Origin of the sequence: Microbacterium phosphatis (genome assembly GCF_049177115.1) — a bacterium.
Taxonomy (GTDB): Bacteria; Actinomycetota; Actinomycetes; order Actinomycetales; family Microbacteriaceae; genus Microbacterium; species Microbacterium phosphatis.
This window is the reverse complement of sequence record NZ_CP185370.1, coordinates 1,939,167-1,963,894: the sequence shown is the minus strand read 5'-3', so window position 1 is coordinate 1,963,894 and position 24,728 is coordinate 1,939,167. Positions and strand designations below refer to the sequence as shown.

Annotated in this window: 20 protein-coding genes; 11 read left to right on the top strand and 9 right to left on the bottom strand. The window is 73.1% G+C overall.

All coding sequences use genetic code 11. The features are described from left to right. Positions 1-78: 78 nt before the first annotated feature. Both ACOKGD_RS09405 and ACOKGD_RS09400 read left to right on the top strand, forming a co-directional pair. Positions 79-771: a general stress protein gene (locus ACOKGD_RS09405; RefSeq protein ID WP_342334441.1), complete on the top strand. Its 693-nt coding sequence runs from the start codon at positions 79-81 to the stop codon at positions 769-771. After that, positions 768-1,385 carry an alpha/beta hydrolase family protein gene (locus tag ACOKGD_RS09400; RefSeq protein WP_342334442.1) on the top strand — a complete coding sequence of 206 codons (618 nt, stop codon included), beginning with the start codon at positions 768-770 and terminating at the stop codon, positions 1,383-1,385. Before ACOKGD_RS09405 ends, ACOKGD_RS09400 begins: the two co-directional genes overlap by 4 nt. Here ACOKGD_RS09400 and ACOKGD_RS09395 read toward each other — a convergent pair whose 3' ends face one another. Further along, positions 1,386-2,804, bottom strand: a complete 1,419-nt coding sequence (locus tag ACOKGD_RS09395; RefSeq protein ID WP_342334443.1) for an aminopeptidase P family protein — start codon at positions 2,802-2,804, stop codon at positions 1,386-1,388. A 57-nt stretch (positions 2,805-2,861) separates the two neighbouring features. On the opposite strand from ACOKGD_RS09395, the gene ACOKGD_RS09390 reads away from it, so the two are divergent. Continuing rightward, positions 2,862-3,248: a DUF3054 domain-containing protein gene (locus ACOKGD_RS09390; protein WP_342334444.1), complete on the top strand. Its 387-nt coding sequence runs from the start codon at positions 2,862-2,864 to the stop codon at positions 3,246-3,248. Here the strand turns inward: ACOKGD_RS09390 and ACOKGD_RS09385 are convergent. Next, entirely contained in the window at positions 3,245-4,273 is a 1,029-nt protein-coding gene (locus ACOKGD_RS09385; protein ID WP_342334445.1) for an endonuclease/exonuclease/phosphatase family protein, read from the bottom strand. The two genes, ACOKGD_RS09390 and ACOKGD_RS09385, sit on opposite strands and share 4 nt — an antisense overlap. Before the next feature lie 105 nt (positions 4,274-4,378). Here ACOKGD_RS09385 and ACOKGD_RS09380 point away from each other — a divergent pair, with 105 nt between their 5' ends. Continuing rightward, entirely contained in the window at positions 4,379-5,251 is an 873-nt protein-coding gene (locus ACOKGD_RS09380) for a PHP domain-containing protein (protein ID WP_342334446.1), read from the top strand. 70 nt (positions 5,252-5,321) lie between these two features. Here ACOKGD_RS09380 and ACOKGD_RS09375 read toward each other — a convergent pair whose 3' ends face one another. Continuing rightward, positions 5,322-6,830: a DEAD/DEAH box helicase gene (locus tag ACOKGD_RS09375; RefSeq protein WP_342334447.1), complete on the bottom strand. Its 1,509-nt coding sequence runs from the start codon at positions 6,828-6,830 to the stop codon at positions 5,322-5,324. 168 nt (positions 6,831-6,998) lie between these two features. On the opposite strand from ACOKGD_RS09375, the gene ACOKGD_RS09370 reads away from it, so the two are divergent. Together ACOKGD_RS09370 and ACOKGD_RS09365 are read left to right on the top strand one after the other, a co-directional pair. Next, positions 6,999-7,715, top strand: coding sequence for a ferritin-like fold-containing protein (locus ACOKGD_RS09370; RefSeq protein WP_342334448.1), 717 nt, complete (start codon positions 6,999-7,001; stop codon positions 7,713-7,715). 164 nt (positions 7,716-7,879) lie between these two features. Then, entirely contained in the window at positions 7,880-9,019 is a 1,140-nt protein-coding gene (locus tag ACOKGD_RS09365) for a DUF1611 domain-containing protein (RefSeq protein ID WP_342334449.1), read from the top strand. Between the two features lie 14 nt (positions 9,020-9,033). Here ACOKGD_RS09365 and ACOKGD_RS09360 read toward each other — a convergent pair whose 3' ends face one another. From ACOKGD_RS09360 to ACOKGD_RS09345, 4 genes are all read right to left on the bottom strand, one after another. Beyond that, positions 9,034-9,204: a hypothetical protein gene (locus ACOKGD_RS09360; RefSeq protein WP_342334450.1), complete on the bottom strand. Its 171-nt coding sequence runs from the start codon at positions 9,202-9,204 to the stop codon at positions 9,034-9,036. After that, a complete protein-coding gene (locus tag ACOKGD_RS09355) occupies positions 9,201-9,611 on the bottom strand; it encodes a VOC family protein (RefSeq protein WP_342334451.1) in 411 nt (136 codons plus the stop codon). The genes ACOKGD_RS09360 and ACOKGD_RS09355 overlap by 4 nt, the downstream gene beginning before the upstream one ends. A gap of 70 nt (positions 9,612-9,681) precedes the next feature. Further along, positions 9,682-9,975, bottom strand: a complete 294-nt coding sequence (locus ACOKGD_RS09350; RefSeq protein WP_342334452.1) for a hypothetical protein — start codon at positions 9,973-9,975, stop codon at positions 9,682-9,684. A 1-nt stretch (position 9,976) separates the two neighbouring features. Continuing rightward, positions 9,977-10,198 carry a DUF3107 domain-containing protein gene (locus ACOKGD_RS09345; protein WP_342334453.1) on the bottom strand — a complete coding sequence of 74 codons (222 nt, stop codon included), beginning with the start codon at positions 10,196-10,198 and terminating at the stop codon, positions 9,977-9,979. 184 nt (positions 10,199-10,382) lie between these two features. On the opposite strand from ACOKGD_RS09345, the gene ACOKGD_RS09340 reads away from it, so the two are divergent. Both ACOKGD_RS09340 and ACOKGD_RS09335 read left to right on the top strand, forming a co-directional pair. Next, positions 10,383-13,622, top strand: a complete 3,240-nt coding sequence (locus tag ACOKGD_RS09340) for an ATP-dependent DNA helicase (protein ID WP_342334454.1) — start codon at positions 10,383-10,385, stop codon at positions 13,620-13,622. Between the two features lie 21 nt (positions 13,623-13,643). Then, positions 13,644-17,129 carry an ATP-dependent DNA helicase gene (locus tag ACOKGD_RS09335; RefSeq protein ID WP_342334455.1) on the top strand — a complete coding sequence of 1,162 codons (3,486 nt, stop codon included), beginning with the start codon at positions 13,644-13,646 and terminating at the stop codon, positions 17,127-17,129. Here the strand turns inward: ACOKGD_RS09335 and ACOKGD_RS09330 are convergent. Beyond that, on the bottom strand, positions 17,069-18,382 hold the full coding sequence (locus ACOKGD_RS09330) for a phosphotransferase (protein ID WP_342334456.1): 1,314 nt from the start codon (positions 18,380-18,382) through the stop codon (positions 17,069-17,071). The two genes, ACOKGD_RS09335 and ACOKGD_RS09330, sit on opposite strands and share 61 nt — an antisense overlap. A 112-nt stretch (positions 18,383-18,494) precedes the next feature. Here ACOKGD_RS09330 and nudC point away from each other — a divergent pair, with 112 nt between their 5' ends. Next, complete coding sequence (gene nudC, locus ACOKGD_RS09325; protein ID WP_342334457.1) at positions 18,495-19,415, top strand: NAD(+) diphosphatase; 921 nt, start codon at positions 18,495-18,497, stop codon at positions 19,413-19,415. Then, positions 19,412-21,178: an ATP-dependent helicase gene (locus ACOKGD_RS09320; RefSeq protein WP_342334458.1), complete on the top strand. Its 1,767-nt coding sequence runs from the start codon at positions 19,412-19,414 to the stop codon at positions 21,176-21,178. Before nudC ends, ACOKGD_RS09320 begins: the two co-directional genes overlap by 4 nt. Positions 21,179-21,957: 779 nt before the next feature. Here the strand turns inward: ACOKGD_RS09320 and ACOKGD_RS09315 are convergent. Then, a complete protein-coding gene (locus ACOKGD_RS09315) occupies positions 21,958-23,379 on the bottom strand; it encodes a zinc-dependent metalloprotease (RefSeq protein WP_342335497.1) in 1,422 nt (473 codons plus the stop codon). Between the two features lie 179 nt (positions 23,380-23,558). Here ACOKGD_RS09315 and ACOKGD_RS09310 point away from each other — a divergent pair, with 179 nt between their 5' ends. Beyond that, a complete protein-coding gene (locus ACOKGD_RS09310; protein WP_342334459.1) occupies positions 23,559-24,680 on the top strand; it encodes a YlbL family protein in 1,122 nt (373 codons plus the stop codon). The last annotated feature ends 48 nt before the right edge of the window (positions 24,681-24,728 follow it).

Genomic DNA, 24,728 nt, shown 5'->3' with positions numbered 1-24,728 from the left:
TAGTCCGCCGATCCGCGGATCCCGGGCCCCGTGCCCGCCTCGGCCCGCCGGATGGGGGCGCGTGGGAGAATGGCGCGCATGAGCATGATGAGCGGGATGAGCAAGCCGTTCGAGACGGGCGAGACGGTCGCGAGCTTCAAGGAGTACGAAGCGGCGCAGAAGGCGGTGTCCTCGCTCATCGCGGGCGAGGTGCCGGCTGCCGACATCGCCATCGTCGGCACCGCGCTGCGCACCGTCGAGAAGGTCACCGGCCGCCTCGGCTACGCGCAGGCCGCCTGGACGGGCGCGCTCAACGGCGCCCTGCTCGGCCTGCTGTTCGTCGCGATGATCGCCATCTGGAACCCCGGTGCGCCGTTCGGATCGTTCGCCGGCTACCTGCTGGTCGCGGTCGCGCTGGGCATGCTCCTGCGGATCGCGACCTATGCCATGGTGCGCCGTCGCCGCGACTTCGCCAGCGTGACCCAGGTCTCGGCCGACCACTACGAGGTGACCGTGCTGTCGCGCAGCTACGGCAAGGCGCGTCAGGTGCTGGGCGGTGTCGCCGTCGCGCGCCCCGCGCAGCCGGCCGCCGCCCCGGTCGCGCCCCCCGTGGCGCAGGAGCCGCCCCGCTTCGGTGTCCGCGTCGATCCGTCGGCGCCCACCGCCACCCCCGCCGTGCCGCCGACGCCGGTCGTCCCGCAGACGCCCGTGTGGACGCCCGAGGGCGACGCATCGAGCGCCCCCGTCTCGCAGCCCGAGGCGCCGAAGGATCCGGACGCCGACCGCGCGTGAGCCTCGACGTCTCGATCGCGACGGATCCGGCTGAGGATCCGCGCGCGGTCGTGGTGCTCGCGCACGGCGCCGGCGCCGGGATGACGCACCCGTTCTACGAGGGCCTCGCGAGGGCGCTGGCCGCGGACGGGATCACGGTCGTGCGCTTCAACTTCCCCTACGTCGAGGCGGGGCGGCGGATGCCCGGTCGCCCGGCCGACGCCGTAGTCACCTGGCGCGCGGTGGCGGCCCACGCCGGGGGCCTCGGGCTGCCCGTGTGGGCCGTGGGCAAGTCGTACGGCGGCCGGATGGCCTCGATGGCCGCGGCTGAGGGCGACCTCGCCGTGGAGGGCCTGGTGTACCTCGGCTACCCGCTGCACGCGCCGGGGAAGCCCGAGAAGCCGCGGGCCGAGCACCTCCCGGCGATCGCGCTCCCGCAGCTGTTCGTCGAGGGCACCCGCGACACGTTCATCCAGCCGATCGAGCAGTTCGAGGCGGTTGTGGCGACCTGCCAGGATGCCCGCATCGCGTGGATCGAGGGCGCCGATCACGGATTCGCCGTCGCCGGCCGCAGACGCGACCCGCTCACGATCGGCGCGGAGCTCGCCCCGATCGTGAGCGGGTTCGTCCGCTGATCAGCCGCGCAGCCGGGCCATCCAGGCCTCGACCTCGTCCGCGGTGCGGGGGAGGGCGGACGAGAGGTTGACCGGGCCGTCCTCGGTGAGGAGGATGTCGTCCTCGATGCGCACGCCGATGCCGCGGTACTCCTCGGGGACGGTCAGGTCGTCGATCTGGAAGTACAGTCCCGGCTCGATCGTGAAGACCATGCCGGGCTCGAGCACACCGTCGTAGTACATCTCGCGGCGCGCCTGGGCGCAGTCATGCACGTCGAGCCCGAGGTGGTGGCTTGTGCCGTGCACCATGTAGCGGCGGTGCTGGCCACCGCGGTCGGCATCGAGGGCCTCCTCAGCGGTGACGGGCAGCAGACCCCACTCGGCGGTGCGGCGGGCGAGCACCTCCATGGCCGCCGCGTGCACCTCGCGGAACCTCACGCCCGGACGGGCGACGGCGAATGCGGCGTCGGCGGCCTCGCGGACCGTCTCGTACACACGGCGCTGGATCGGCGTGAAGGTGCCGCTGACGGGCAGCGTGCGCGTGATGTCGGCCGTGTACAGGCTGTCGACCTCGGCACCGGCGTCGATGAGGATCAGGTCGCCCGGCAGCACGGGGCCGTCGTTGCGAGTCCAGTGCAGGAAGCAGGCGTGCGGACCGGAGGCGGCGATCGTGTCGTAGCCCTCCCAGTTGCCGTCGCTGCGCGCGCGCTGGTGGAACACTCCCTCGACGAGGCGCTCGCCGCGCGGGTGCTCGATGATCCGCGGCAGCTCGCGGATGATGTCGTCGAAGCCGTCGGCGGTGACCTGGATGGCCAGGCGCATCTGGGCGACCTCGTAGGCGTCCTTGGTGAGACGCAGCTCCGAGACGAAGCGCGTGAGGTCGTCGTGCTCGTCGACCACCAGGTCGTCCTCGCCCGGCTCGAACGCGTCGAGGTGGGCGGTCGCGACGCCGAGCTCGCCGGCGATGCCGGGGAGGGCGGGCCGCGGCCCGATCCAGAACTCGCCGATCGTGGCGTCCGCGTAGAACTCGGCGGTGGTGCGATCAGCCCGCTCGCGGAAGTACAGGGTGACGTCGTGGCCGTCGCCGTTCGGCTCGAACACCAGCACGGAGTCGGGCTCGGCGTCGCTGGCCCAGCCGGTGAGGTGGGTGAACGCCGAGTGCGCGCGGAACGGGTAGTCGGTGTCGTTGCTGCGCTGCTTGAGCGAGCCGGCGGGGATCACGAGGCGCTTGCCGGGGAACGCCTCCGACACCGCGGCACGGCGGGCGGCCGCGTACGGCGCCTGCTCGCGAAGGGGCGGCATCTGCTCCGGGCGCTCGGCCCAGCCCTGCGAGATGGTGTCGAGGAAGCCCTGCGGATAGGGCTGGCGTCGGTTCACAACGCTCTGGGGCTGCTTCTGCGTCGAAGGCGGGGTCTGCTCGCTTGTGGCCTGCTCGCTCATCCCTCCATTGTCACACCGCCCGCGCAACCCCGGTGGGGGTTCCCGTAGCCTGGCGGGATGAGCACCGAGCCCGTCCGCCCTCATCGCCTGGCCGTCTTCGGCATCGATCTCGTGGTGGTGCTGGCCTTCGCGGCGATCGGGCGCCTCTCGCATCACGAGGATCTGTCGGTGACGGGCTACCTGACGACCGCGTGGCCGTTCATCCTGGGGCTCGCCGCAGGATCCGCCATCGGCGCGGCGACGCACCGGCGCCCCGACGGCTTCGCGGTCGGCGGCATCGTGTGGGTGTCGACCCTCGTGATCGGGATGATCCTGCGCCTGCTCTCGGGCCAGGGCGCCGCGCTGCCGTTCGTCATCGTGGCGACGCTGTTCCTCGGGCTCGCCTTTTTCGCGTGGCGCCTGGTGGCGATGCTCGTCCGCCGCGGCCGGTCGCGCGCGAGCTAGTCGACCGGCTCGAGCTGCACGATCAGCGGGCGGTGGTCGCTGCCCGTGCCGTCCAGCGTCGTCAGCACGACCGACCCGGTCGCGCGCCAGTGGTCGGAGTGCATCACGTGGTCGATCGGGGTGGACAGCAGCGACGGCACGTCCGTGGGCCACGTGCCGACCGCGCCGTTGCCGGTGGCCGCCGCGGCGTCGTGGCAGTAGCCCAGCTGCCCGCTGCCCGCCGCCAGCGGCGACATGTGGTCGAGGGTCGCGTTGAAGTCGCCCGCGATGATCACGTTGAGGTCTTGCGGGCACTGGTCGGCGATCCAGCGCAGGTCCTGCTGCCAGCTGTCCATGTACGCCGGACGCGGGGCGATCGCGTGCACGGCCACGACCGTCGGGCCGGTGCCGTCGACCGGCATAACCACCGCGCTCGGCAGCATGCCGGTGTTGCTCGTGCCGTCGTCCGACGAGCCGATGACGGCGTAGTCGCCGAGGTCGGGTGAGATCAGGATCGTGGTGACCCACGACTGCGGGCCGCGCTCGATGTCCTTGTTGTACTGCACGTGGTGCACCCACATGGGACGGCCGAGCTCGCGCATCTCGACCGCGACGTCCTCGCCCACGGTCTGGGCGGTCTCCGGGAGCGCGATGATGTCGGCGTCCATCGCGACCGCCGACTGGGCGATCTGGTAGGCGCCCGTGGCGTCGCCGGCGGTGTTCCAGGTCATCACGCGGACGCTCGACTCGGTCTCGGGCGGCAGCGATTCGCCATAGCCGCGCATGCCGAGCGTCACCCCGCCCGCGATGGCGCCGATGCCGGCGACCAGCGCGACCGACATGGCGAATCCGCGCATCGGGCGGGCCAGGGCCAGCAGCAGAAACAGCAGCGTGAGGGCCGCGAATGCGACCACCAGCACACCGCGCATCGACACGATCTGGGCGACGGGCGTCACCTGCTCGAGACGGAAGAACTGGGGCCAGCTGACGATGGCCGTCGCGATCGCGAACAGCACCGTGACGATGATCCCCAGCAGTCGCAGCACGCCTTCGACCCTAGGTCGGCCCGCTGAGAAACCCTGGGATATCCGGCGCGGTTCTGCCTGGAGTCCGGTGCGCTCCGGCTCTGAGGATGGGGATACGATCGGCGAGTGCATGACGACGACGGCAAGAGGTTCACCGGGCCGAGCGATCTGCACCTGCACTCCGTCTGCTCGGACGGCACCGAGCCGCCGGCCGACGTCATGGCATCGGCTCACCGGCACGGGCTGCGCACGGTCTCCCTGACCGACCACGACACGACCGCGGGCTGGGCCGAGGCGGCCGAGGCCGCCACGTCGCTCGGCATGACGCTGCTGCCCGGCATGGAGTTCTCCGCGCAGCACGAGTGGCGCAGCGTCCACATGCTCTCGTACCTCTTCGACCCCGAGCACCCCGCCCTGCGGGCCGAGACCGAGCGGATCCGGGACGACCGGATCGGGCGCGCCGAGCGCATGGTCAACAGCATCGGGCGCGACTACGACCTGACGTGGGACGACGTGCTCGCCCAGACCACCGCGGACGCCACGGTGGGCCGGCCCCACATCGCCGACGCCCTCGTCGCGCGCGGTCTCGCCGCCGACCGCAGCGCGGCCTTCGACGGGCTGCTGCACCCGCGCCGTGGCTATTACGAGCCGCACTACGCGCCGGATCCGTTCCGCGTCGTCGACCTCGTCACCGCCGCCGGGGGTGTGGTCATCATGGCCCACCCTGCCTCGGGCCGCGGGGTGCTGCCCTCGTCGCTGCTGCGCGACCTGATCGATGCGGGGCTCGCCGGCTTCGAGATCGGCCACCGCGAGAACACCGAGGAGGGCAAGCGCCTGCTGCGTCGCCTCGTCGCCGAGAGCGACCTCATCGTCACGGGCTCGAGCGACTACCACGGCCGCGGCAAGCCGAACGTGCCCGGCGAGAACACCACCAGCGACGAGATGGTCGAGCGGATCATCGAGCGCGCCACGGGCACCGCTCCCGTCTACCCCTCCTGAGGCCCGCTTTCGCCAGAGAACGCCGCCCCGGAGGATCCGGAACGGCGTTCTGTGGCGGAACTGCTGAGGCTCAGGCGCCCTGGGCGGTTGTGCCCGACGAGCGACGGCGACGACGGCGGCGACGCGCGGCGGCGGGCTTGCCGTCGTGGTGCTCGGAACCCTGGCCGTCGTGCGTGCCGGAGCCCTCGGTCACCTCGGCGGGAGCGCCGTGCTCGGCGATGGGGGCCGGGGTCTCGGAGGTGGCCTCGCCCTCGCCCTCGCCGCGACGACGGCGCGTGCGCTGACGCGGCTCGCCCTCGCCCGAACGGCGCTCGTTGCGCACCGGGCCATCGCCCGTGCGACGGTCGGTGCGGGCCGGGCGGTCGGTGCGCGGGGCGCGCTCGGCCCGCGGGGCCGTCGTCAGGCGCCCCTTGGTGCCGGCGGGGATGTCGAGGTCGGTGTAGAGGTGCGGGCTCGACGAGTAGGTCTCGGTCGGCTCGGGCTGACCGAACTCGAGGGCGCGGTTGATGAGCGCCCACTTGTGCAGGTCGTCCCAGTCGACGAACGTGATCGCGATGCCGGTGCGGCCCGCGCGGCCGGTGCGTCCGGCGCGGTGCAGGTAGGTCTTGTCGTCGTCCGGGATCGTGTGGTTGATCACGTGGGTGACGTCGTCGACGTCGATGCCGCGCGCGGCGACGTCGGTCGCCACGAGCACGTCGACCTTGCCCGCCTTGAACGCGGCCATCGAGCGCTCGCGCTGCTCCTGGCCCATGTCGCCGTGCACGCCGCCGACGTTGAAGCCGCGGTCGCCGAGCTCGTCGACGAGACGCTGCGCCGCGCGCTTGGTGCGCGTGAAGACCACGGTCTTGCCGCGGCCCTCGGCCTGCAGGATGCGGGCGATGACCTCGTCCTTGTCCAGCGAGTGCGCGCGGTAGATGACGTGCTTGATGTTCGCCTGCGTGAGGCCCTCGTCCGGATCCGTCGCGCGGATGTGGATCGGGTTGGTCATGAAGCGTCGCGCCAGCGCGACGATCGGGCCGGGCATCGTGGCCGAGAACAGCTGCGTGTGGCGCGTCTGCGAGACCTTCTGGAAGATCTTCTCGATGTCGGCGAGGAAGCCGAGGTCGAGCATCTTGTCGGCCTCGTCGAGGACGACCTCGGTCGCGTTCGAGAGGTCGAGCAGGCGCTGGCCCGCGAGGTCGATGAGGCGGCCGGGCGTGCCGACGACGATCTGCGCGCCCGCCTTGAGCTGCTCGATCTGGCCCTCGTACGCCTTGCCGCCGTAGATGGCGACGACGCTGGTCGGGCGGTTCGAGGTGAGCAGCTGGAGGTCCTCGTAGACCTGCACCGCGAGCTCGCGGGTCGGGACGACGATGAGCGCCTTGACGCCCGGCTCGGGGGTCTGGCCGAGGCGCTGCACCACGGGGATGCCGAAGCCGAAGGTCTTGCCGGTGCCGGTCTTGGCCTGACCGATCACGTCCTGGCCCGGGAGGGCGAGGGGGATGGTCTGCTCCTGGATGGGGAACGAGTCGACGATGCCCTTGGAGGCGAGAGCGTCGACGATGTCCTGGTCGACGCCGAGGTCGGTGAAGGTGGTCACTGTTGTGTGCGGCCTGTCCGGCGGCCGTCGCCGCCTGAGGAGATGAGATCCACGCCCTTGTCTGCTCCAGGCGCGGCGGCCCCGATCCGTCGCCGGGGACGGTGCCAGCCTACCCGAGCGACCTCTCGGATCCCCGGGACCGCCGCGCGCACGCTCTAGGCTGGGCCCGTGGTCAACTGGAGGTTCTGGCGCCAACGCCCGCCCGCGCGGATCCTGCGGCTGCGTTCGCGCGGCGACATGGGCGATGCGACCCGGGTCGATTTCGAGGAGCTGGCGCCCGACGTCGAGACCTTCCTCGGGCAGGCGGCCTACCTGCAGCTGGGCTACTTCGAGACGCTGTCACGCCTCATCCGCGCGACCCCGGATCTGAACGAGAAGGAGGCGCTGTCGCTCGCGGCCGGCGCCGCCCTCGTCAAGCACCGCGCGATCGTCGACGTGATCCGCGATCGGGGCGATGACCCCGCCGAGGTGATGCGCCCCTTCCAGCAGCAGCTCGACGAGTTCCGCTGGGCGACGATCGGCGCCCGGCCCCGCGAGACGATGCTGTCCGTCCACATCACCGCCGGGATGCTCGACGACTTCTACCGGACCCTCGCCGCCGAGTACGCCGACACCGGCCGCCGCATCGCGCGGATCCTGAACGTCGACAGCGATCGCGAGCTGATCGTGGACCTGATCCGCTCGACCATCGACACCGACGACGAGATGCGCTCGCTGCTGTCGATGTGGGCCCGCCGGCTCGTGGGCGACACCCTGCTCGTCGCGCGTGCGGCCCTGCGCCCGCAGCGCCTCGGCGTCGACGACGAGAAGAAGGTCGAACCCGTCTTCACGGCCCTCATGGCCGCGCACGCGCGCCGGATGGACGCCCTCGGGCTCTCGTCCTAGCGCCGCTCCGCACCGGCGACGCGCCCGGGCGGGAGCGCATGTCCACCTGTTACGGTGAGCGCAGCCGGCAGCTCGCCGGCGATCAGGGATGTCTTCTCGTCTGCCGACCGGCCCATGGCCTCTCCGTGTTCAGTCGCCCGCTCTGTGTGACTGCTGGGAGAACCATGCGCACCCATTCCGACGCCCGCTCCATCTCGCTCCCCGAGATCCCCGCCGGCACCACCGCCATCGTGTACTGCGAGGGGCAGTTCGGCGAGCAGGACGGCAAGACCGCCAACGGCCTCGTGCGTCACTCCGAGAAGTACGAGATCCTCAGCGTCCTCGACAGCCGCCACGCCGGATCCGACGCCGGCATGGTCCTCGACGGCGAGCCGGAGGGCATCCCGATCCTGGCGGACCTCGCCGAGGCGATCGCGCACGCCGGCCGGGTGCCCGACTACCTGATCTGCGGCGTCGCCCCCGCCGACGGGCTGCTCTCGCCCGCGCAGCGCGTGGTGCTGCTGGACGGCATCGCCCGCGGCATGCACATCATCAACGGGCTCCACGAGTTCCTGAGCGACGACGCCGAGTTCGCGGCGGCGAGCATCCTCGCCAACGTGACGATCACGGACATCCGTCGTCCCCGCGAGACCAAGGACCTCCACCTCTTCTCCGGGCGGATCTTCGACGTCACCTGCCCGCGCATCGCCGTGCTGGGCACCGACGGCGCGATCGGCAAGCGCACCACCGCCACCCTCCTCGTGCAGGCGCTGAACGACCGCGGCATCCGCGCGGTGATGGTGGGCACGGGTCAGACGACGATCATCCAGGGCGGCCGATACGGCGTCGCGCTGGACGCCCTGGTGCCGCAGTTCTGCTCGGGCGAGGTCGAGAACCAGGTCGTCGCCGCGTTCGAGGGCGAGGATCCCGACATCATCATCGTCGAGGGCCAGGGGGCGCTCAGCCACCCCGCCTACCTGACCTCCGCGCACATCCTGCGCGGCAGCCGCCCTGCGGGTGTGGTGGTCCAGCACGCTCCGCGCCGCGAGGTGCTCGGCGACTTCCCGATGGTGGCGATGCCGACGCTCGCGAGCGAGGTGAAGCTCATCGAGGCGTTCGCGGACACCCGGGTGATCGGCGTCACCGTCAACCACGAGGGCATGACCGACGCCGAGATCGGCGAGGCCATCGACGACATCGAGCTCGAGCACGGGGTCCCGGCCACCGACCCGCTGACGCGGTCGCTCGACCGCCTCGTCGACATGGTGCTGCGCGCCTTCCCGCAGCTCGAGCGAGCGGCACCGCTGGCGACGACCGCCGCCTGAGCGCTGCGCCGGCGTCAGCGACGCGGCCAGGCGCGCCAGGGGTCGCCGGCGGTCTCCAGGATCGCCGCGGCTTCCCCGAGGCGCGGCGGCGACTCCTCACGCCAGCGCGATCCGTACGCGATCGGATGGCCGGCCGGATCGACGAACTCCCGCGGCGCGATGGCCGGCCGCCGGTAGGCGCTCATCCCCGAACGCCCTCGTCCGGCGCGTCCGCGACGATCTCGACCTTGAATCCGGAGCCGTTCTCCAGCCAGCCCGCGTGGTGATCCGGACCACCGGCGTGCGGGTATCGCTCTGCGTAGAGCGGTGTCCAGCCGTGCGCGGGCGCCTCGGCGACGATGCGGTCCACATCGTGCGGACCGCCGCCGCGGAAGGCGAGGTGGTTGAGCCCCTCGCGGCGCCTGTCGTGGGAGCCCCGCTGACGCGGCGCCTCGGTGAAGGAGATGTACAGGTCGCCGGCTCGCCACGAGAAGCCGCCAGGCCATGCGCCGTCGGCGGTCCAGCCCAGTCGCCCGAGGATCCACGTCCACTCGGCCGCCGCGCGCTCGGCGTCCTCGACCCAGATCTCGACGTGGTGCAGTCCGATGCTCACGGGGCAAGGCTAGGCCCGCACAGACGAAGATCCCCTCGCCGGGCGGGCGAGGGGATCTTCGGATCGCGCGTCAGGCGGCGAGGCCGGCGGCGCGGGCGCGCTCGGCGTCATGCGTGGCGCGGACCCGGCTGAACGCGGCGGTCGCGCCCCACGACAGCAGAGCGGGGGCGGCGAGCACCGCGACCCAGGTCCAGATGCTGCCCTCGCCGAGTCCGGACCACGTGCAGATCGCGTAGACGACGGCCGCCGTCCCGCCCGCGATGGCGGGTGCCACGGCCACGCCGCGGGTCGTGCGGCCCGGCAGTGCGAAGTGGATGCCGACACCGATCGCCACCGCGGCGATCAGGGCGAGCAGGATGTACATGTCAGGCGACGAAGCCGACGCGACGGGTCTCCTCGCTGCCGACCTCGACGAACGCCAGGTTCGCGGTCGGGACGATGTACGAGTTGCCCTTGATGTCGCTCAGGCTGAGCGGGCTGCCGCTGGCGATGGCCTCGGCCACGGTGGCCTTGATAGCGTCGGCGCTCTCGGACGACTCGAAGCTGAGCTCGCGGCCGGTGTTGATGATGCCGATGCGGATGTCCACAGGTGACTGCCTTTCGTCGCGCCAGAAGCCGCCGCGGGGTGATGCGAGCGGGTCGTGCGACAACTCTATGGCAGGGCGCCGACGCGGCAGGCGGTGAACGCTGAGGGCGAACGCGCCCGGCTCTCGCCCGCGACGCGGGGCCGCATCGCGGCCGAATGTCGGAGCCGCCGCTTAGCGTGGAGACATGACTTCGACGGCGGGCACGCGGCGCTGGGATCGCGCGCAGGAGGCCGTCCTCATGCTGCCGGCCGAGGCGTCCGGCACGGTGGTCGGGGCACCCGGCACGGGCAAGACCGCCGTGCTCGTCGAGCGCGTCGCACGGCTGCTCGGCGGCGGGGTCGCCGCCGACGAGCTCGTTGTCCTGACCCCCACCCGCGGGTCGGCCACGCGTCTGCGCGACGAGCTCGGCGTGCGGGTCCAGGTCGCCACCCCCGGGCCGCTCGCGCGCTCGGTGGGATCGTTCGCCTTCCAGGTTGTGCGCGCCGAGGCGGTCCGCCGCGGCGACGAGCCGCCCAAGCTGCTCACCGGCGCGGATCAGGATCGGATCGTGGCCGACATCCTCGCCGGCGACGAGCAGGACGAGGCCGACGGCATGCCCCTCTGGCCCGATCACCTCGGCGCGCCGGTGCGCGCCTCGACGGGCTTCCGCTCCGAGCTGCGCGCGTTCCTCAGCGAGCTCACGGAGCTGGGGGTCGGGCCCACCGAGCTCGCGTCGCTGGACGTGCCCGCCTGGACCTCCGTGGCGCGCTTCCTCCGCGACTACCGGAACGTGCTCGACGGCATGCGCTCGCCCCATCGCGAGGTCGCCGAGCTCTACGGCGAGGCGGCGGTCGCCCTGCGCGACGGCACCGTCATCGCTGGTCTCGAGCGCCTGCGTGTGGTGCTCATCGACGACGCGCAGGAGCTCACACGCGGCGGCATCGCCGTCGTCGAGGCGCTGCGGGCGCGCGGCGTCGCGGTTCTCGCCTTCGGCGATCCCGACATCGGGTCGGGGGCCTTCCGGGGCGTCACGCCCGAGCTCTTCCTGCGTCTGTCGACGTCGCTCGGCGACCGGCACGTGCTCGACGGCGAGCATCGGTCCGCCCCCGCGCTGACCCGCCTGACGCGCAGCGTGACGCAGGCGATCGGCACCGCCGGCGTCGTCGCCCACCGGCGCGCGCCCGGCCCCGAGACCGAGCCCGACGGCGTGATCGAGACCCTCCTCGCGAGCTCCCCGTACGAGGAGGTCGATCGCATCGCCTGGGCGCTGCGCGACTGGCACCTGCTCGGGGGCACGCCGTGGTCGCGGATGGCCGTGATCGCGCACGACACCCGGCAGCTCACGATGCTCGAGGCCGAGCTCGCGGCGCGCGAGGTGCCCACCCGGGCCGCGGGCGTGCAGCGCCCGCTCGGCAGCGAGAGCGTGGTGCACGACATCGTCGAGATCGTGCGGCTCGGGCTGGACGATCACGACGCGCGCGACCCCGAGAGCCTGATCGAGGCGCTTCGGTCGCCGTTCGGCGGGCTCGACGGCATCGGCCTGCGCCGGCTGCGTGCACACATGCGCCACGGCGAGCTGGCCGAGGGCGGCAACCGCCCTGCGCGAGAGCTGCTGCACGAGGCGCTCGGCGAGCCCGCCGCCTTCGACCTGATCGACACCCCCGAGGCCCGCACCGGGCGTCGCCTGGCCGAGACGCTGCGCATGGTGCACGCCGAGGGCGCGCGCGGCGCGACCATCCACGAGCTGCTGTGGCTCGTGTGGGATCGGGCGCGCACCGGCGACGGGCAGCGCCTCGAGAGCGCCTGGCTTCAGCTGGCGCAGGGCGACGGGCCGGTCGCCGCCGAGGTGGGGAGGGCGCTCGACGGCCTCGTCGCCCTGTTCGCCGCGGCCAAGCGATCGGTCGAGCGCAGCCCCGAGGAGGGCCCGCTGCCATTCATCCGCGAGATCCTCGAGAGCGACGTCCCCGAGGACACGCTGTCGTCCCCGGATCGCGTGGGGGCCGTCACGCTGCTCACTCCGGCCAATGCGCTGGGCGCCGAGTTCGACGCCGTCGTCATCGCCGGCGTGCAGGAGGGCGTCTGGCCCAACGTGCGCCTGCGCGGTGGCCTGCTCGAGTCGTGGCGCCTGGCTGAGACGATCGCCGCGCGGCGCGCGGGCCGGCTCGAGGTCGAGCATCTCGGGGCCCTCGACCGCAGACGCGCCGCCATGCACGACGAACTGCGCCTGTTCGTCCGCGCGGTCTCCCGCGCCCGCACCCGGCTGCTCGTGACGGCGGTCGATGACGACACGACCGGGCCCAGCGCCCTGTTCTCGTTCCTCCCCGATCCCTCCGGCGACGACGTCCGGTCCGAGCACCCGCTGACCCTGCGGGGGCTCGTCGCGCGCCACCGCCGCACGCTGACCTCCTCCGACGACGAGCGTGAGCGCGCGGAGGCCGCGGGGCAGCTGTCGATGCTCGCCGCGGCCGACGTGCCCGGGGCCGACCCCGGCGACTGGTACGGCGTGCGCGCGCCCTCGACCACCGAGCCGCTGCGGGATCTCGATGCGGGCCCGGCGCGGGTGTCCCCGTCGCGCATGGAGGCGTTCGAGGAGTGCGGTCTCGGCTGGGCCATCGACAGCCTGGGCGGCAACACGGTGACCGCCCCGAGCGCCGGCATCGGCACGATCCTGCACGCCGCGCTCGAGCGGTTCCCTGACGGCGATCTCGATGGGCTCCGCTCCGTGGTCGAGGAGCGCTGGCCCGAACTCGACTTCGAGACGCCCTGGATCGCGGTGAAGGAGCGTGCCAGGGCCGAGCTGTACGTCGACCGGCTGCACGCCTACCTCCGCGAGGTGCATGGCGACGGGGGAGCGCACGTCGCCTCGGAGGCGCAGTTCACCTTCGCGGTCGAGACCGTCACCGACGCGGACGCCGCGCCGCGGGTCTACGTCGGCGACGAGCTCGACGGGCCGCGCCGGGCGATCGTGCGCGGCGTCATCGACCGGGTCGAGACGTACCCGCCCGGCAGCGGCGAGCACGCCCCGGCGCGCTCGCGGGGATGGACCGCGATGGCGGGATCCGGTGACGCCGCCGAGCACGTGGTGGTCGTCGACCTCAAGAGCGGGCGCTATGAGAAGCCCGGCGACAACGACGTCCGCGCTCACGCCCAGCTGGCGGCGTACCAGGTGGCCGTGCAGGAGGGCCTGATCGACGGCGCGCCCGCCCACGGGCTGGCCGGAGCGCGGCTCGTGATCGTGTCGCAGACCCTCGCGAAGAGCCAGTACCGCGTCGCTCATCAGCACCGCCTCGCGGACGAGCCGCGCACCGAGTTCCTGCGGCGCGTCGCGGAGGCGGCACGCGGTATGTCGGCCTCGAGCTTCACCGCCCAGGTCGATGCGCACTGCACCGAGGGCATGTTCGTGAAGCCCTGCCGGATCCACACCATCCCGTCCGTGAGCGCATAGGACGCCAGAGCAGATATGACGATGCAGACCGATATCGATGTCGAGCACGCCGCGGCTCCCGCGTGGCCGCGCGGACACGGGCTCTCCGCCACCGACATCGCGGCGGCGCTCGGGCTGCCGACCCCGACGCCCGCGCAGCAGCGGGTGATCGAGGCGCCGCCGAGCCCCGCCCTTGTTGTGGCCGGTGCCGGCAGCGGCAAGACCGAGACCATGGCGGGGCGCGTGGTGTGGCTCGTCGCGAACGAGCACGTGCGGCGCGATGAGATCCTCGGGCTGACGTTCACCCGCAAGGCGGCGGGCGAGCTCGCCGAGCGCATCGGGGCGCGCCTGGCGCTGATCGACGAGTTCGGCCGTCGCGGCCTGCTGCCGCACCTGCGACGGATCGTCGCCGAGGGCGCTCTCGCCCGGGTCGACGCCGCCGCCTCCGTCGCCCAGCGCGACGTTGTGCGCCGCGAGGTGCTCGACGGGCTGGCCGGCGCATACGGAACCGGCTGGGATCCGGCCGCCCCCCGCACGGCGGACGACCTGATGATCCGTCCGCGGGTCGCCACCTACAACGCGTTCGCGGACGCCATCGTGCGAGAGCACGCCGCGCGCATCGGGCGGGATCCCGACGCCGCGATGCTCAGCCAGTCCGCCTCGTGGCTGATCGCCCGGCACGTGGTGCTGCGCGCCCGCATCCCCGGGCTGGAGGACGTCGATCGGGCGCTGAACGGGGTCGTCGACGCCGTGCAGCGGCTCGCCGCCGAGGTGCTCGACCACCGCATCGACCTCGACGGGCTCGAGCGCACCGCCCTCGACCAGGCCGCGCAGTTCGAGCCGTACCGCGAGAAGGAGGCGGTCGACAAGGCGGCCGCCAACCTCGGGGCGATGCCGATCCTCGTCCAGCTCGTCCGCGACTACATCGCCGAGAAGGAGCGCCGCGGGGTGCTCGACTTCGCCGATCAGGTCAACGGGGCGTACGACATCGTCGAGCGCGCTCCGCAGGTGCGTGCGGATCTGCGCGAGCAGTACCGGGTGGTGCTGCTCGATGAGTACCAGGACACCTCGGTGATCCAGACGCAGTTCCTCGCCGAGCTGTTCCGTGACAGCACGGTGATGGCGGTGGGCGATCCGCACCAGTCGATCTACGGCTGGCGCGGCGCGAGCGCCGACAACCTCTACGCGTTCGACCGCGCGTTCGCGCGCGAGACGCCCGCCGCGCACTTCAGCCTGATGACGAGCTGGCGAAACGACGCCAGGATTCTCGCCACGGCGAACCGGGTGCTGCGGCCGCTGCAGGGGCGCGGATCGTTCGACGTGCCCGAGCTCGAGGCCCGTCCGGGTGCGGGCGAGGGGCGCGTGGCCTCGCGCTTCGAGCTCACGGTCGACGACGAAGCCGCGGCGGTCGCCGAGTGGTTCGAGTCGGTGCGCGCCGCGCACACCGGGTCGAAGCCGCACACCGGCGCCATCCTCTTCCGCTCGAAGAAGCACATGCAGACCTTCGCCACCGCGCTGGGCGACCGCGGCATCCCGCACCGCATCCTCGGACTGGGTGGCCTGCTGTCCACCCCCGAGGTCACCGATGTCGTGTCGATGCTGCGGGTGCTGCATGACCCGACGGCCGGATCCGCGCTGATCCGCCTCCTCGTCGGCCCGCGATTCGGTGTCGGAGTCGCCGACATGGCGGCGCTGTACGACCTCGCGACCGAGCTGGCGCGGCGCGACGGCGGCCTGACGCCGCTGACGGATGAGCTCAAGGCGCGCCTGCGCAGCTCCGCGGGCATCGACGAGGCCGTGTCGATCGTCGACGCGGTCGACTTCGTGCGCACCACGCGCGACGGCTACCGCCTGCTGGAGGACATCAGCCCCGAGGGGCGACGTCGCCTGCGCAAGGCGGGCGAGCTGCTCGAACGGCTGCGCCGCGCCGTCGCGCAGCCGATCCCGGAGCTCATCCGCCTGATCGAGCTCGAGCTGCGGCTCGACATCGAACTCGCCGCCAACGAGACGCGAGGCCCGGCCCGGGTCGCCTCGACCCAGCTGCGTGCGTTCGTCGACGAGGTCCGCGGCTTCCTCTCGGCCGACGAGCGCGGCACGATCGGCAGCCTGCTCGCGTGGCTCGACAAGGCCGAGTCGACGGACGAGCTGATGCCGCGCACCGAGCCGCCCGAGCCCGGGGTGGTGCAGCTGCTGACGATCCACGGCTCGAAGGGCCTCGAGTGGGATGCCGTCGCGGTCGTGCGACTTGTCGACGACGAGCTGCCGAGCCGGGTGAGCGACACCTCGGGGTGGTTCGGATTCGGCGTCGCGCCGTTCTCGCTCCGCGGCGATGCCGCCGCGCTGCCGCGCTTCCAGTGGGACCCGGCGACGGCGATGGCTGACGCGGGCCCGGACGCGGCCGCGCGGCACAAGGCGGCGCTCGATTCGCTGGCCGCGGGCAAGACGAAGGCCTACCCGCACGGTGGCGCGCTGACGCGCTTCAAGGACGCCTACCGCGACTACCAGCAGGAGGAGGAGCGTCGTCTGGCCTACGTCGCGTTCACGCGCGCGCGATCCGACCTGCTCCTCACCGGCGCGCACTGGGCGGGGCAGAAGTCTCCGCGCAGACCCAGCCCGTACCTCCTCGATGCGATCGAGGAGCTGGGGCTGGAGGAGATCGGCGAGGTCGACAAGGACGACAACCCCTACGAGGGCACCGCGCTCACGCGCGAGTGGCCGCTGGATCCGCTGGGGCACCGCCGCACCCGGGTCGCGCGGGCCGCGGAGCGCGTGGCGCGGACGGCCCCTGCTGAACCCACCCTCGAGGCGGCGCGCCTGCTCGCCGAGCGCGAGGAGCGCAGCCGGGGGCGGGCGCTGGCGGCTCCCACGCGCATCCCCGCGTCCCGCTTCAAGGACTACGTGGCCGACTTCGCGGGGACGGTGGCGCAGATCGACCGCCCGCTTCCCGAGCGGCCGTACACCCAGACCCGCATCGGCACCCTCTTCCATCAGTGGGTCGAGCAGCGATCGGGCATCGCCGGGCCCGGCAGCTCGACGGACGACGCGCTGTGGGAGAGCGACGAGGAGCTCTGGGGCGACCTGGATCTCGCGCCCGAGACCGAGGTCTCCGCGCAGGACGAGAGCGCGCTGGCCGCGCTGCGCGACACGTTCCTGCGGAGCGAATGGGCGGCGCTGCGGCCGATCGAGGTCGAGACCGAGATCGACTTCGCGATGCCCTCACCCGACGGCACCGCGTCGCACATCGTGATCTGCAAGCTGGACGCGGTCTACGAGCGCGACGGCCGGATCGAGATCGTCGACTGGAAGACCGGCAAGGCGCCCCGCACGGCCGCCGAGCGGGAGCAGCGCATGCTGCAGCTCGCGCTGTACCGCGTCGCGTACCACCGCCGCCACGGTGTGCCGCTGGAGGACATCGACGTGGCCCTCTTCTACGTCGCCGACGACCTCGTCATCCGCGACGACCGGGTCTACTCGGAGGCCGAGTTGGTCCAGCGCTGGAACGCGGCCCGCGCGGCGTCGTCGGCCTGAGACCGCTCCTTCGCCTGCTCGGCCTCGTCGGGCGTGATGGTGTGGATCGCGTCCGTGTCGGTGTGATCCGGCGCCCCCGGGACGACGGAATCCGGGATCCCGACGAACTCCGACGGGTCGATCGGCTGCGTCGCCTGGGCGGCGGAGGCCGCGCGGGCCCGCTTCTCGTCGCTCCACGACGCGTCCGGGGCGAGCGAGAGGTCGTCGGCGTCGAACGCGTCGGTGTGCATCGAGGTGTCGATCGGGGCGGCTGCCGGCTGCGGCACACCCGCGAGCGCGGTCATCGCCTCGTCGATGTCGGTGCGACCGTCGTCCAGGTCGCCGAGCAGGTCGTCGTCGCGGATGCCCTCGGCGAGCGACTCGAGCAGGGCGGCGGCGTCGTCGACCACGTCCGCGCGATGCGACTCGAGACCGTGCACGAGCCAGCGGGCGAACTCGAGTTCGGCGTGCAGTCGGGCGCGCACCCGCACGGCGGCGTCGGGCGCGCGGTGGGCCGCCTCGCCGTACGCCCGGAAGATGTCCTTAGCGGCGTCGGGCGCCGAGGCGATCCAGCGCAGGTCGACGGCCGGATCGTCGATCGAGAGGCCGTGCCAGTCGAGCACACCCGAGACCCCGGGCGCACCGCGCTGGTCGTCGACGAAGAGGAACGAGGTGGCCTGCGTGCCGCCCAGGCACACCGCCGGCTCGAACGCCCACAGGCGGTCGTCCTCGAGCGCGTCGCGCCAGCGGACGGTCAGCCGCACGGGCAGGCGCCCGCTGTGCGAGGCGGCCTCGACCACGCGGCGCACGTCGGCGCGCGACTGCTCGGGGGTGCGCTCGCGCAGGCCAGCCGCGCGGACGACCGACGGCGGCAGGGCATGCAGCGCCGCGAGGGCCCGCCCGACGGACGCGGCGGCGCCTTCTCCCGGCGGGATCTCCTCGGCGTCGATGAGGTAGCCCGGCACGTAGGTCGTCACGACCGCGCGCCCCTGCGGCAGGGCGGCGGCGCCGAGGTACTCCGGCGCCGCGAAGGGAAGCATGCCGCGCACGCCGGGGGTGAGGGCCCGCAGTGCGATCACCTCGGCCGCGATCTCCTGGTCGACGCCGTCCTCGTGCGCGACCCGGACCACCAGCTCCCGCCCGTCGCGGAGCGTCACCACCGCGGCGTCGAAGCGTCCGCTGCCGCCGGCGCTCAGGCGACGGGCCCCGATCACCTCGGCGTCCGGGACCGCCGCAGAGGCGGCCGCAGCTAGAGTGAGAGGAGAGCGTGCCATGCCCCCCAGGGTAGGTCGCAGGCCCGGGCGATCCGCCCGCGCCACGCCCGCGAGAGCGCACAGTGAGCGCACAGTGCTCTGCGCCTCGCCGCGAGTCACGCGAGGAGCACCCATGAGTCGTCCCGATGCCGCTGCGCCGGTCGAGTCCGTCACGACGGGCCCCGCGGCCGTTGATCGCGCCGCCGCCGAGCGAGACGAGCCGGGTCTCATCGACCGGGCGCGCGCCGACGGCCGCACCCGGGTGATCGTCGTCCACGGCGCCCTCGCCGTGCGAGACGAGAGCGACGATCCCCGGATCCGCTCCTTCGCCCCGGACGAGGTGCCCGCCGGTGCGGAGTGGGGCTTCGTCGGCCGCGCCGCCGACGGCGCGGCCGTGCTCGTGGCCGCCTTCCCCGCGGACGCGCCCGCGCCGCTCGAATCGGCGGGCGGCTGGGCGGGCCCGCGAGAGATCGGCGCCGCGCTCGACCCCGCGTCGGCCGACAGCCTCGTGGTGGCCGTGAGCCTCGGCCGCTGGCTGACCGGTCATCGGTTCTGCCCGTCCTGCGGGGGCGACGCCGTCCTTCGCCAGGCCGGCTGGTCGCGCCGCTGCGATCGCTGCGGCCGTGAGCACTTCCCGCGCAACGACCCCGCCGTGATCGTGGCCATCACGGACGCCGCGCGCGAGCGGATCCTGCTGGGCGCCAACGTCAACTGGCGCGGGCAGATGCACTCGTGCTTCGCCGGGTTCGTCGAGGCGGGGGAGTCGCTCGAGACGTCGATCCACCGCGAGATGCTCGAGGAGGCCGGCGTCCGCGTCACGGATCTGCGGTACGTGCGATCGCAGGCGTGGCCGTTCCCGCACTCGCTGATGCTCGGCTTCGAGGCGACGGCGGTCGACCCCGACGAGGCGCGCCCTGACGGCACCGAGATCATCCACCTGCAGTGGTACACCCGCGCCGAGATCGGCGAGGCCCTGGCGGGCCGCGGGGAGCTCGGGCTGCCGGGGGAGGCATCGATCGCCCGTCGCCTCATCCGCGAGTGGTTCGAGTCGTGAGCGCGCTCGACGGCCTCGACGAGCATCAGCGGGCGGCGGCCTCGAAACTGCGCGGCCCGGTCGTGGTGCTCGCGGGCGCGGGGGCGGGCAAGACGCGTGTCATCACGCACAGGATCGCGCACGGGGTCGACACCGGCGCGTACTCGCCGCAGCGCGTGATGGCGGTCACGTTCACGACCAAGGCCGCCGGCGAACTGCGGGGACGCCTGCGGGCGCTCGGCATCGACGGCGTCTCGGCGAAGACCTTCCATGCCGCGGCGCTGTCGCAGCTCAACTTCTTCTGGCCCCAGGTGGCGGGCGACGAGGCGCCGCGGATCATCGACAACAAGGTGAAGCTGCTCGCGCACGCCGCCGACGCGATGCGCCTGCGACCCGACCGGGCCACGCTGCGGGATGTGGCGTCGCAGATCGAGTGGCGCAAGGTGACGATGCGCTCGATCGAGCAGTACGCCCAGCTGAGGCGGACCGTCGGCTCGATCCGCACCGACGCGCTCGTCGAGCTGATGGGGCGATACGAGAAGCTCAAGGACGAGCGCCGCCAGCTCGACTTCGAGGACGTGCTGCTCGCCTGCGCCGGCATGCTCGAGGCGGAGCCGCGGGTCGCCGTCGCCGTGCGCGAGCAGTACCGTCACTTCACCGTCGACGAGTTCCAGGACGTCTCGCCGCTGCAGAACCGCCTGCTCGAGCTCTGGCTGGGCGACCGCCGCGATCTCTGCGTCGTGGGAGATGCCAGCCAGACGATCTACTCGTTCACGGGCGCCGACTCGAAGTACCTGCTCGATTTCGGGGCGCGCTACCCGGATGCGACGGTCGTTCGCCTCGAGCGCAACTACCGCTCCGAGGCCGCCGTGCTCGACGTCGCGAACGCGCTGATGGTCGGGCGGCCGGGAGCGCTCACCCTCACCGCCACCCGCCCCGCCGACCCGGAGGCGCCCCGCCCGTCGGTGACCGCCTACCCCGACGAGCGGTCGGAGGCCGAGGGCGTCGCCGCCGCGATCGCCGCGCAGCTCGCCACGGCGCAGCACGACGAGATCGCCGTGCTCTATCGCTCGCACGCGCAGTCGGCGGGGATCCAGCAGGCCCTCGCCGCCCACGGCATCGCCACGACCGTCCTCGGCGGGCGCCGCTTCTTCGACATGCCGGAGGTGCGGCAGGCGGTGCTCGCGATCCGGGCCGCCGCCGTCGCCCCGACCGGGGCGGGCTTCGTCGACGACGTCCGCACGGCCCTCCGCGGCATCGGGCACCAGGACGAGCCGCCGACGGCCGGCGGCGCCCTGCGCGACGCGTGGGAGGCGCGCGCCGCGATCCTGCGCCTGGCCGAGGACGCGCCGCGCGACGCCACCCTGCGGGCGTTCGCCGACGACCTCATGGCGCGGGCGAAGGATCAGCACGAGCTGTCGATGCGCACCGTCACGCTCTCCACGCTGCACGCCGCGAAGGGACTGGAGTGGCCGCACGTGCACCTCCTCGGGTTCTCGGAGGGGCTGCTGCCCATCTCGTACGCGCAGACCGCCGAGGGCGTCGACGAGGAGCGCCGTCTCGCCTACGTCGGCATCACGCGCGCCGCGCGAACGCTGTCGATCTCGTGGGCGCGGCAGTCGGATGCGGGGCGCGGGGAGCGGGCGGCGTCTCGGTTCCTCGCCGAGATCGGCCCGCATCTGGCACCGGGGCAGCCGCCCCGCACAGGCACTCGGCGTGCGGTCGATGCGAACGCCACGTCCGGCGGGCGCTCGCGTCCGACCGCACGGACGACGTCGCGCTGACGTCGCCGCCCGCGCCGCGCTCGCGCAGCAGCCGGGCGACGAGCATGCCCGCCTCCATGGCGCGCGCCCGCGGCACCGCGAGCGGCCGGCGCGACACCAGCTGGGCGGCGATCGCGGGCCAGGCCGCGTCGCGGTCGCGCTCGTGTGCGGACAGGCAGGCGAGGCACGCCGTGCGCCCGGGCTCCACCACCGGGCCGACGGTCACCCCGCCGGCATCGAAGACGACGGCGAGATGCGGCACATCCTCGGACATCACCCGCGCGGGGAGGTGCGGCGGCAGGTGGTGCTGCGCCAGGAGGATCACCGGCTCGCCGCGCACGAACGGCTGCTGGGGGCCGGCGAGGCACGCCGCCACCCCCGCGGCGCCGAGCGCCTCGGCGACGTCCAGACACGTGCCGGCATCGACGCTGTCCGCGGCGCGCAGCTGGACGGCGCGGGCGGGCGCGGGCCGGGCGACGGCCGGTTGGAGCCGCGAGACGAAGGCCGCGAACTCGTCCGGCGGCACCGCGAGCGCCGACGTCATCCGCGCGAGCGCGTCGGAGTCGACACCGCGCTCGAGCGCGTCGAGCACCCGCTCCTGCCAGGGCTGCGGGTCGCAGACGGTGACGACGGCGTGCGCGCCGAGCTGCAGCGTCCGCTCGTCCCGCCACAGCAGGGGATGCGCGGGGTCGAGCCGTAGGTAGGTCATGCGACCCATGGTGGGCGATCCGCGCGCTCCGCGGATCCGCTCTCCACAGCTCCCGCCCGAGACCCCCTCGGGCGGGAACTGGGGACGAACCTCAGACGGGCTTGGGCCCCTCGGGAGCCTCGCCGTCCGGCCCCTCGGGAGCCTCGCCGTCCGGCGAATCCGCCGATGAATCCGCCGACGATGCGTCCGGCGCGGCATCCGGATCCGACGCCTCGGACAGCAGCCGCTCGAGCGCGTCGTCCATCTCGTCGCGCTGCGGCGCCTCGCCGCGGGCCGTCGCCTCGAGGCGCGCGATCAGCCGCGTCGGGTCGTCGATGTCCTCGGACTCCGGGACGAAGTCGGGCGAGTCCCACAGCGCGTCGCGCGCGGAGATGCCGACGGCCTCGGTCACGGCCCGCCACATCGCCGCGGCCTCGCGCAGCCGGCGCGGGCGCAGCTTCAGGCCGACGAGAGCACCCAGGGCGTCCTCGGCGGGCCCGCCCACGGCGCGGCGTCGGCGGATGGCCTCGGCGATGCGATCGAGCTGGGGGATGCGCGAGGTCGCGTCGGCGGTCACCACGTCGACCCAGCCCTCGATGAGGGCGAGCATGTTCTCGAGGCGCGCGAGAGCGAGCTGCTGCGCCTCGGTCTGCTGGGGGAGCAGCTCACCGGACTCGAGCGCCCGGCGCAGCTCGTCGAGGTCGGAGGGATCGATGCGCGACGCCATCTCCTCGAGGCGCTCGGTGTCGATGTGCACGCCGCGGGCGTACTCGGTCACCTGAGAGAGCACGTGCAGGCGCAGCCACTTGGCGTGGCGGAACAGGCGCGCATGGGCGAGCTCGCGCGCGGCGACGTAGAGCGCGAGCTGGTCGTCGGGGATCTCCAGCCCGTGGCCGAGGTCGGCGAAGTTCTGGGGCAGGATCGCGGCCTCGCCGGCCGGAAGGAGGGGGATGCCCACGTCGCCGCCCGAGACGACCTCGAGCGAGAGCTTGCCGACCACGTGGCCGAGCTGGGTCGCGAACATCGATCCGGCGACCTGGCGCATCATCTGACCGGCGTTCGCGACGAGGCCCTGCATGTCCTCGGGCACCTGCTGGCTGAGGCTCTCGGTGAAGGCGTCGGCCATGCTGGTGGCCACCGGCTCGGACAGCTCCTGCCACACGGGCAGCGTCTTCTCGACCCATTCGCCGCGGGTGATGGCGTGGGGCGTGCCCGCCAGATCCGAGATCGTCGTGGCCTCCGACAGCCACAGATCGGCGAGGTGGAACGCCTGGTCCAGGTCGGCCCGCTGGCCGCTCGTGACGCTCAGGCCGTCCTGGTTCGCGAGGTGCAGCGCCTGGCGCCGCGTCACGTCCCAGTCGATGCCGCCGCCCGCGCCCGCGCCGCGGAAGGCGCTCTGCAGGTTCTGCATCACCTGCGACAGCGTCGCCGGGTCGATTCCCAGGCCCGAGAGACGGGCCAGCTGCTCAGGATCCATCCGCGCGAACTGAGCGGGATCGAACTGGCCGCCGGACGCCCCGAAGAGCTGCCCCATCAGCTCCCGGAACTCGTCCTCGGGGGAGCGGTCGTCATCTTCCACGTCAGCCGCCTTTCAGCCGGTCACACGATTGCGAACTACGCTAGTCTCACCCGTCCCGGGCCGCCGCGGCTGCAGCTGATGCGGTCTTACGCCGCCCGCGAACGACGACGGCCTCCGGCCCAGAGGGAGATCACGTGACGCTGTTCGAGCAGTCGCAGAACCGACGTCGCGACCCCCGCAGGGAGCGCCGCCTGGTGATCGGCATGTGGTCGATCGTCGTCGCCCTGCTGGTGCTCGTCGCCCTCACCTTCCTGCCGACGGCCTACGTCATCCAGCGCCCCGGACCCGTCTACGACACCATCGGCACCGCCGAGTCGGCCGATGGTGAGGAGGTGCCGCTGATCGCGATCTCGGGCACCGACACCTTCGACGACACGGCCGGCACCCTCGACCTCACCACGGTGCAGGTGGTCGGCAATCGCGAGCGCACCCCCTCGTGGTTCGAGCTGGCGCTGGCCTGGATGGATCCGTCGCGCGCCGTCGTCCCGATCGACAACGTCTTCCCCGAGGGCGTCACCAGCGAGCAGCGCGAGGAGCAGAACGCGACCCTCATGGTCGACTCGCAGGCCGAGGCCACGGCCGCGGCCCTCAGCGAGCTCGGCTACGACGTGGGGGCGAAGGTCGTGGTCGCGAGCATCGCCAGCAACGACGCGCCCGCCGCCGGCCTCATCGAGGAGGGCGACCGCATCCTGGCCGCGGACGGCACCGAGATCACCGACGCCGGGCAGCTGCGCGAGCTGATCCAGGAGGCCGGGGGAGCGCCCGTGTCGATCGACTACGAGCGCGACGGCGAGAAGGGCACGGTCGAGGTCACCCCCCGCGAGGCCGAGGTCGACGGGCAGCAGGCGTGGCTGATCGGCATCACGCTGACGACGGCCTTCGACTTCCCGTTCGACGTCACCATCCAGCTCGACAACGTCGGGGGCCCGAGCGCCGGCATGATGTTCGCGCTCGGGATCATCGACGTGCTCACCCCGGGCGCGCTCAACGGGGGCGAGGACGTGGCCGGCACCGGCACGATCGCCGCCGACGGCACGGTCGGCCCGATCGGCGGCATCCGCCAGAAGCTCTACGGGGCGCGCGACGCGGGTGCCGAGTGGTTCCTCGCGCCGGCGGCCAACTGCAATGAGGTCGTGGGGCACGTCCCGGACGGTCTGCAGGTCTTCGCCGTCGACACCCTGGAGGACTCGCTCGGCGCCCTCGAGGCCATCTCGGCGGGCAAGACCGACGACCTGCCGGTGTGCACCGCGGGCTGATCCGATCCGGATCCGAACGCTGGCCGCGAACAGAGGGCGGCTCGCGGC

What these genes read in the sequence shown, in the direction of transcription:
- ACOKGD_RS09350 (WP_342334452.1), bottom strand. Translation starts at nt 9,975, where the DNA reads ATGTACATCCTGCTCGCCCTGATCGCCGCGGTGGCGATCGGTGTCGGC.
- ACOKGD_RS09360 (WP_342334450.1), bottom strand. Translation starts at nt 9,204, where the DNA reads ATGAGCGCCTACCGGCGGCCGGCCATCGCGCCGCGGGAGTTCGTCGAT.
- ACOKGD_RS09405 (WP_342334441.1), top strand. Translation starts at nt 79, where the DNA reads ATGAGCATGATGAGCGGGATGAGCAAGCCGTTCGAGACGGGCGAGACG.
- ACOKGD_RS09340 (WP_342334454.1), top strand. Translation starts at nt 10,383, where the DNA reads ATGACTTCGACGGCGGGCACGCGGCGCTGGGATCGCGCGCAGGAGGCC.
- ACOKGD_RS09335 (WP_342334455.1), top strand. Translation starts at nt 13,644, where the DNA reads ATGCAGACCGATATCGATGTCGAGCACGCCGCGGCTCCCGCGTGGCCG.
- ACOKGD_RS09365 (WP_342334449.1), top strand. Translation starts at nt 7,880, where the DNA reads ATGCGCACCCATTCCGACGCCCGCTCCATCTCGCTCCCCGAGATCCCC.
- ACOKGD_RS09390 (WP_342334444.1), top strand. Translation starts at nt 2,862, where the DNA reads ATGAGCACCGAGCCCGTCCGCCCTCATCGCCTGGCCGTCTTCGGCATC.
- ACOKGD_RS09315 (WP_342335497.1), bottom strand. Translation starts at nt 23,379, where the DNA reads ATGGGGCAGCTCTTCGGGGCGTCCGGCGGCCAGTTCGATCCCGCTCAG.
- ACOKGD_RS09395 (WP_342334443.1), bottom strand. Translation starts at nt 2,804, where the DNA reads ATGAGCGAGCAGGCCACAAGCGAGCAGACCCCGCCTTCGACGCAGAAG.
- ACOKGD_RS09330 (WP_342334456.1), bottom strand. Translation starts at nt 18,382, where the DNA reads ATGGCACGCTCTCCTCTCACTCTAGCTGCGGCCGCCTCTGCGGCGGTC.
- nudC (WP_342334457.1), top strand. Translation starts at nt 18,495, where the DNA reads ATGAGTCGTCCCGATGCCGCTGCGCCGGTCGAGTCCGTCACGACGGGC.